The organism is Dietzia sp. Alg238-R159, from assembly GCF_900537145.1.
GTDB classification, from domain to species: domain Bacteria; phylum Actinomycetota; class Actinomycetes; order Mycobacteriales; family Mycobacteriaceae; genus Dietzia; species Dietzia kunjamensis.
Genome location: NZ_UNRI01000019.1, coordinates 1 through 8,197, shown reverse-complemented (window position 1 = coordinate 8,197; position 8,197 = coordinate 1). Strand labels below are relative to the sequence as shown.

Genomic DNA, 8,197 nt, shown 5'->3' with positions numbered 1-8,197 from the left:
GGCAGCGTCAGATGTGTATAAGGACCRGGTTTACAATCCGAAGACCGTCATCCCCCACGCGGCGTCGCTGCATCAGGCTTTCGCCCATTGTGCAATATTCCCCACTGCTGCCTCCCGTAGGAGTCTGGGCCGTGTCTCAGTCCCAGTGTGGCCGATCACCCTCTCAGGCCGGCTACCCGTCGTCGCCTTGGTAGGCCATTACCCCACCAACAAGCTGATAGGCCGCGGGCTCATCCTGCACCGAAAAACTTTCCAACCCCCACCATGCGGCAGGAGTTCATATCCGGTATTAGACCCAGTTTCCCAGGCTTATCCCGAAGTGCAGGGCAGATTACCCACGTGTTACTCACCCGTTCGCCACTCGTGTACCCCCGAAGGGGCCTTACCGTTCGACTTGCATGTGTTAAGCACGCCGCCAGCGTTCGTCCTGAGCCAGGATCAAACTCTCCATAAAAGCTTCTCAGCACTACGAAAAGCACAATCCAAGCAAAAACAAACCAAAAACTGGCTGTTCAAACAAAAACGCGACCCCCACGACAGGGATGTGAAAGGGTCGCAACCAAACAAAAAATTTGGCACTATCACAAACAAAACACACTGTTGAGTTCTCAAACAACACCCACACACCACTCCCCAGTCATCCGAAGACAACCAGCTCGCGGGGTAGTCACTGCAATCCGCCACCCGCTCGGGGCAACTTCTCCAGCGTAGGTGACCCGCCCGCCCCAGTCAAACCAGGAGAACCGGACACCCGCACTTTCCCACCACCCGAACCAGGCCCTCGCCTCTCGGCTCCGGCCCGCTCCCTGGCGGCTCCGATAAAGTTACACGGGAGTGTCGACGAAACCAAATCGGGCCTGTTTCCGCAGGTAGGTCGCTTTTTCACTGCATCGAGCCGCGTCGGTCCGTCCGGGGCGCCGTTGGGATCGCGCTACTGCCGCCACTGCGGGCTCTCGAGTAAGACCCGCTGTATCGCCCGCCGAGTCCATCGGCGTGTCGCCTGCCCTGCGGATGTCACGATGTACGCCCGACCGGGCGGTGGCCGGCGGTTTCTAAAGAACCCAGCCCGCCCGGTGGAATACGGCTCGTTCGGCGGAGGGGCGATGCTGGCCCCTTCCAACGGACCCTTCACCGTCGTCCTGCTGCGTGGATACTGGAGGGCTCTCGTCGGAACGGCCTCGCTAGGTGAACAAGCCAGCCGAGATGACCACACTGGGCCCCGCGCCCAAGGAGGAGTCCCAATCGGGAACCGGTGTAATCCGTGGCGCCCGACCCCCCGCTCGGGACGGGGTGTCAAAGGCGGACGCGTAACGCCACCTACGTAGCGGGCGGCTACTGACCCCACCCCCACTGGTCGCGGGTCTGTGCGGTCGTGGTGTCGCGACACCTCCCGCCCGGGTGGGAGTGTTCGCCGAGCGGTCGGATCTCGGCATGGTGGACGAAGTTCGATATCCGCGACCGGCGAGACCGTCTCGGCGACGCTGTGTCCCCAGTCGCACTGCGCCCTCTTCGAGGCGGCGGGGTTCGACCTTCGCTCGTGACGGTGGGCCTCGAGCTGCCAGCGCCGTTTCGCTGCACCGGTGTCGAACGGGTATGGCCGACATCGTCGATGACGAGCGACGTGCGGGGCCGTAGCTCACTCACCTCGGATTCGAGATGGCTCTCGGTCTGCGTCGCAGGAAACCCGGACTGCCATACGTCCGCGGTGTCGAACTGCACTGGGTAGCCACCGGCGTTCGCTCTGAGTCCGATCGCGACAGCCAATTGGGTCTTGCCGAATTCGCGTGTATCGGGGAGGACGAGGCAGGCGGCCTCGCCGAAGTTGGTCCTGTTCGCCCGATGCGCGAGCACGTCCCTGCGCAGGAGGGGTTGGGGGTCTACGCAGCGGTCCCCGACCACTTGGTCCGGGGGCGGGCGACGCGCGAGTACACGGCCGGATGCCGGAAGCTCCACGGTGGCGACTCGGCCCGATCCCTTGGCCACGGACAGGGAGATCAACTGCCCGTCAGCAGGGAATTACGTGTCCGCCTACAGGGAGATTGGCTTGGCCGCTAGCACTTGGGCACGCCGGCGGCGTAACCGACCTGGGAGAGCAGTCGACACGATCCGGGGTCCACCGGCACCGGACCGCAATCGAAGAACCGGTGCATTCGTGAGTTCTCGGGACAGAGGATCTCAGCCTTCCGGGCTGTAGCCATGCGGCCGACCTGGTCGGGCATGCGGGAGGTACTCGATCGGGGTGCCGGCGTCTCGCTTGAAGCAGAGCTGGTCGGCCGTCTGCGACCCGTTCCGCGGCATCGGCTGGTACCGCGTGAGGGATGTCCCGCGCGCGAATCTGCTCGTCGGTCTGAGTTGTACGCGTCTCCCGCGCGCCGACCACAGACATGCTGGGCCCAACCACACTGATCGACCGCGGACGATCTTCCGTGACAAGTACGTTTGACACATCGCGACCGACGACACACCAAATGCCGGGGGAGGCCAGAGACGGTTTCGGAACACCGAGGTCTGCCGATCTGGAGACCGGGCGTGCCCGCCCTGGAAGCCGCACTCGACGACTCCTGGGAGACCCGACTCGAGAGCGTGCAGGCATTCGTCCGATCACTTGCCACGACGATAGACGTAGAGATCTGAGAGAAACCAGCATTCTCCGCGGTGTCGGTTGCACCGCGAGGTGGTCTGCACTGCGACCGTTCATCCGACCGGTCGTGATCATGGACCGCGCTGCGCTCATTCATGACGCTGGCGCCGATGATGCCGTCGGGCGAGAACGATCCGCGGTCACCGGGATCCGGGTCACCCGTCTCGTCGGCCCCGTAGTCCCCCGATCCGAATGGGAGCCGCGACCGGGACGCCGACCACCGGCACACCCACCCCCAACCCATCACGAGGGTGGGGCCAAATCAAAACAGCACAGCGGGGCCAATTGGGCTTGACCCTTGTCATTCTCAGGAACACGGCTGATACGCACGTACCATCGCCATGGCCCTCGAACTGGACCTCGATTCGGCCGAGACAGCCCCCGTGCGATGCGATTGCTAGCCCGGTGAGCTCGCCGTCCTCGGTGCTGAAATGTGGACCGGCGACTGCCTTCGTCCGATCCTGCAATGACGATCCCACGCGCGTCCCGGGGGTTCAGCCCGCCGTCACCGACCGCTGATCATGAGTCCGCGTTCTGCGCCGAGGGCGAGGGCACCGTCACGCTGCCGCCCGAGATCGGCTCGGCGGGCGCCCTTCTGGTGGCGGAGAGGGAGTCGAGGATAGAGGCGGCGCCAACATCAGTCCCGGCGGAATCTACATCCACAAAAGCGGTCCCTGCGCTCCCGTCCAGCCCGGCATCGAGCAGGGGCTCGAGCAACGCACCACTGTCCGCCGACTTCCCCATCCCATGTCCAGTGGGCCGTTCGGGAGAAGGAACACCGTTGTCCCTCCGCGCCGATCGGATCCCCTCGATCTCGGAGTCGCGGACGCTTCCGATCCATGGTTCTCTGAGCAAATCTCCCCGATCGGGGTTTACGAGGGAGTGTCGTCAGGGCCCCCCGGTTCGGCGAGGTGCCACGCTCGATCGATAAGTAGCGACCTCGCCGACGCCCTCTGGTGCCCCGGGCCATCCCTGCATGGAACAACTGCCTACTGCCGGATCCTCGCCAGGCGACGGTGCGACGAACCGCAAAGCGCCCAGCCTTGGCGGACATCAAGCACGGATAGTCGTTCAGACGCCTCCGGTAGTAGAGCAACCGCGGGAAATGAACACGATCTCTGAGGCGTCGCTCGGAGGCCAGGACAGTGTCCGTTCTTCGACCGCACTGACCTGCCGCGTCGATTTCGGACAGCGGAGTTGATGGTTTCTCTACGCTGCCGTTGCCGGCTGGAGGTCAGCGTAGTGCACCTCGTTCGGGCGCTTGTAGCCGAGCGCTGAATGGCGCCGTCGGGTGTTGTAGAACCCCTCGATGTAGCTGATGACGTCGCGCCTGGCCTGCCGCTTCGTGGCGTAGGCGGTTCGGTGGACACGCTCGTTCTTCAGCGCCGAGAAGAACGACTCGGCCATCGCGTTATCCCAGCACACGCCCGTTCTGCCCATCGACGACCGCATCCCCAGGTCCTTGACCAGCTTGCGGTAGTCGCCCGAGGTGTAGACGCTGCCGCGGTCGGAATGGAAGATCGCCCGCGGTTCGATCACCGTCGTCGCGGCGGCGTTCTTCAAAGCGGTCTCGACCAGTTCGGTGCGCATGTGGTCGGCGATCGACCAGCCCACGACTTTCTTGGAGTAGCAGTCGATCACCGTCGCCAGGTACACGAACCCCTGCCAGGTGTGGATGTAGGTGATGTCGCCGACGAACTTGACCCCAGGTCGTTCGGCGGTGAAATCGCGTTCGAGCAGGTCAGGCATGTCGGCTGCAGCAGCGTCGTCGGCTTCGGTGGTCACCCGAAATGGTCTCGGCTGGCAGGCCACCAGGCCCTCGGAGCGCATGATCTGACGCACCAACTCCTGGGAGCACTGGGTGCCCTCGTCGACCAGGTCGGCGTGAATCCGCCGATACCCGTACGTGCCGTCAGTGGCGGCGAAGAAGTGCCTCACCCTGGCCGTGAGCGCCTGTCTGCGGGCAGCTGTGGCCGAGGTCGGGCGCGAGAGCCAGTTGTAGAACCCGGAGGTCGAGACGGCCAGCCAGGCGCACATCTTGTAGAGCGGGTTGGTCTCGGACGGGTCGTTCCTAGTAGTGCCCCATAGAGTGGTGTAACTCGGTGGCCGAGATCGTCTCCGACATCCGTGTCGTTGACGGATGTAGAGCGGCCACCGCGTGATCTTTCGAGTCAACCGTCTAAAGAATCCTCGAGGAGTCATCGCGATGACCGCACCCCATATTGTCGACCCGGCAGGCCTGCTTGGCCAAGCCCTATCTGACGCGTCGCCGGATCTGATGCGCGAGCTGCTGGGAGACCATGATCAACGCACTGCTCTCCGCCGATGCCGACGCTGTGTGCGGCGCCGAGTGGAACGCCCGCTCGGCTGAGCGCACCAACCACCGCAATGGCTACCGCCACCGGCCCCTGGATACGCGGGTCGGCACCGTCGACGTCGCCGTCCCGAAGTTGCGCTCGGGCAGCTACTTCCCCGAGTGGCTGCTCGAGCGCCGCAAGCGGGCCGAGTCCGCGCTGATCACCGTCGTAGCCGACTGCTATCTGGCCGGGGTGTCTACCCGCCGGATGGACAAGCTGGTCAAGACCCTGGGTATCGACTCGCTGTCCAAGTCGCAGGTCTCACGCATGGCCCAGGACCTGGACGAGCAGGTCGCGGCGTTCCGGCACCGCCGCCTGGACGAGGCCGGGCCGTTCACCTTCGTCACCGCCGACGCGTTGACGATCAAGGTCCGCGAGAACAAGCAGGTCGTCAAGGCTTCCGTGCTGCTGGCCACCGGCGTCAACGGCGACGGCCACCGCGAGGTACTGGGCATACAGGTCGCCACCAGTGAGACCACGGCCTCGTGGAACACCTTCTTCGCCGACCTGGTTGCCCGCGGCCTGGGCGGGGTGCGGCTGGTGACCTCCGATGCCCACGCCGGGCTGGTCGGGGCGATTGCGGCGAACCTGCCGGGAGCCGCGTGGCAACGCTGCCGCACCCACTACTCGGCGAACCTCATGGCGGTGTGCCCCAAGTCCATGTGGCCGGCCGTGAAGGCGATGCTGCACAGCGTGTACGACCAGCCCAACGACACCGCGGTGCACGAGCAGTTCGACCGGCTCCTCGAGTACACCGAAGGCAGACTGCCCGACGTGGCTGAGCACCTCGGCGACGCCCGCGAGGACCCGCTCGCCTTCACCGTGTTCCCCGACGACGTGTGGCGACAGATCTGGTCCAACAACCCCACCGAGCGGCTCAACCGAGAGATCCGCCGCCGCACCGACGTCGTGGGCATCTTCCCCAACCGAGATGCCATCGTCCGCCTCATCGGCGCCGTCCTTGCCGAGCAGACCGACGAATGGGCCGAAGGACGCCGATACCTCGGACTCGAAGTCCTGGGCCGCTGCCGACTCACCCTGACCACCGACACCGACACCAGCTCGCAGACGGAGGTGACCACTGATGCACTGATGCAACTACCCGCCTGATCACCAACGAAGGATCACAATTCAGTTACACCACTTCTAGGGGCTTGACCTCGTTCCTGCAGGAGTCGATGTACTCGTATCGGCTCACGGTCGCTGCTCCCGCGCGAAGTAAGCCGCTGCTTTTTTCAGGAACGCCGTTTCGGCGCGGAGTTCGGAGTTCTCCCGCTCCAGCTCCTTGAGTCGTGCCCGTTCATCGAGCGTCACCTCGGTCTCGGTACCGCCGTGGGCCTGCCGGTACTTGTTCAACCAGTTCCGCAACGTCTCGGGGCCCACGCCGTAGGCCACCGCGACGTCCTTGATCGTCTTCGAGGTCGTGATGACCTCCTGGCACAGCTCATCCTTGAACTCCTGGCTGAACCGCCTGCGTGATGCACTCACTGCTGGATCTCATTTCGGTAGGCCCCTCACTTTAAGAGGGTCCACCGTCCGAGATCACCGCAGCAGGCCACACCGCCGGTTGGAGACGAACCCCTGCATCCGGCGATTAGTGGCGGCCGGTGAATGTTCCGGGGACGTCGGATGAGTATCCGAATTGGCGGGTGCCGTTGTCGGGTCCCGGTGGTGAGGTCGTGGGTGTGGAGCAGTTGCGGGGTTCGGCGTTGGCGCGTCGGGTGATGGGTGCCGCCGGCGGTCGGCTGGCCTGATGGCCGGGTCGGCCTGGTGCGGGCCGGCCTGGTGTGGGCCGGCCTGGTGTGGGCCGGCCTGGTGTGGGCCGGCCTGGTGTGGGTGCAATGACGAGAGCCCCGAGTCACCGGTGAGGGTGATTCGGGGCTCTCGTGTGAAGTTGTGTTCGGCGGTGACCTACTCTCCCACACCCTCACGAGTGCAGTACCATCGGCGCTGGCAGGCTTAGCTTCCGGGTTCGGAATGGGACCGGGCGTTTCCCTGCCGCTATGGCCGCCGTAACTCTGTGAAACAAGGCCCACGTGTTTTTGCGTGGGTGTGTTGTTTCAGATACTGCACAGTGGACGCGTTGCGATTCTTTAGGGGCTGTTTGTGTGTAAGCCCTCGGCCGATTAGTACCGGTCACCTGCACGCATTGCTGCGCTTCCAGTTCCGGCCTATCAACCCCATGGTCTGTGGGGGGCCTTAACCACGCGAAGGTGGTGAGAAACCTCATCTTGGAACAGGCTTCCCGCTTAGATGCTTTCAGCGGTTATCCCTTCCGAACGTAGCTAACCAGCGATGCTCCTGGTGGAACAACTGGCACACCAGAGGTTCGTCCGTCCCGGTCCTCTCGTACTAGGGACAGCCTTCCTCAAGTTTCTTACGCGCGCGGCGGATAGAGACCGAACTGTCTCACGACGTTCTAAACCCAGCTCGCGTGCCGCTTTAATGGGCGAACAGCCCAACCCTTGGGACCTACTCCAGCCCCAGGATGCGACGAGCCGACATCGAGGTGCCAAACCATCCCGTCGATATGGACTCTTGGGGAAGATCAGCCTGTTATCCCCGGGGTACCTTTTATCCGTTGAGCGACACCGCTTCCACTTGCCGGTGCCGGATCACTAGTCCCGACTTTCGTCCCTGCTCGACGTGTCAGTCTCACAGTCAAGCTCCCTTGTGCACTTGCACTCAACACCTGATTGCCATCCAGGCTGAGGGAACCTTTGGGCGCCTCCGTTACTCTTTAGGAGGCAACCGCCCCAGTTAAACTACCCACCAGGCACTGTCCCTAACCCAGATCATGGGCCGAGGTTAGACGTCCAATACGATCAGAGTGGTATTTCAACAACGACTCCACACACACTGGCGTGCATGCTTCACAGTCTCCCACCTATCCTACACAAACCGAATCGAACGCCAATACCAAGCTATAGTAAAGGTCCCGGGGTCTTTTCGTCCTGCCGCGCGTAACGAGCATCTTTACTCGTAGTGCAATTTCGCCGAGTCTGTGGTCGAGACAGCAGAGAAGTCGTTACGCCATTCGTGCAGGTCGGAACTTACCCGACAAGGAATTTCGCTACCTTAGGATGGTTATAGTTACCACCGCCGTTTACTGGGGCTTAAATTCTCAGCTTCGCCTTGCGGCTAACCGGTCCTCTTAACCTTCCAGCACCGGGCAGGCGTCAGTCCGTATACATCGACT

Annotated in this window: 3 rRNA genes and 3 pseudogenes; 1 reads left to right on the top strand and 5 read right to left on the bottom strand. The window is 63.4% G+C overall.

The features are described from left to right. Both G6R20_RS18580 and G6R20_RS18020 read right to left on the bottom strand, forming a co-directional pair. Positions 1-454: ribosomal RNA gene (locus G6R20_RS18580) — 16S ribosomal RNA — on the bottom strand; the annotation flags it as partial. A 3,396-nt stretch (positions 455-3,850) separates the two neighbouring features. Further along, positions 3,851-4,687, bottom strand: a pseudogene (locus G6R20_RS18020) (IS3 family transposase); the annotation flags it as partial. A 160-nt stretch (positions 4,688-4,847) separates the two neighbouring features. Here G6R20_RS18020 and G6R20_RS18015 point away from each other — a divergent pair. Beyond that, a pseudogene (locus G6R20_RS18015) lies at positions 4,848-6,108 on the top strand (IS256 family transposase). 61 nt (positions 6,109-6,169) lie between these two features. On the opposite strand, the pseudogene G6R20_RS18010 reads toward G6R20_RS18015, so the two are convergent. The 3 genes and pseudogenes from G6R20_RS18010 to G6R20_RS18000 form a co-directional block, all read right to left on the bottom strand. Then, a pseudogene (locus tag G6R20_RS18010) lies at positions 6,170-6,486 on the bottom strand (transposase); the annotation flags it as partial. A 410-nt stretch (positions 6,487-6,896) separates the two neighbouring features. Next, positions 6,897-7,013, bottom strand: a 5S ribosomal RNA gene (gene rrf / locus G6R20_RS18005). 91 nt (positions 7,014-7,104) lie between these two features. Continuing rightward, positions 7,105-8,197: ribosomal RNA gene (locus G6R20_RS18000) — 23S ribosomal RNA — on the bottom strand; the annotation flags it as partial.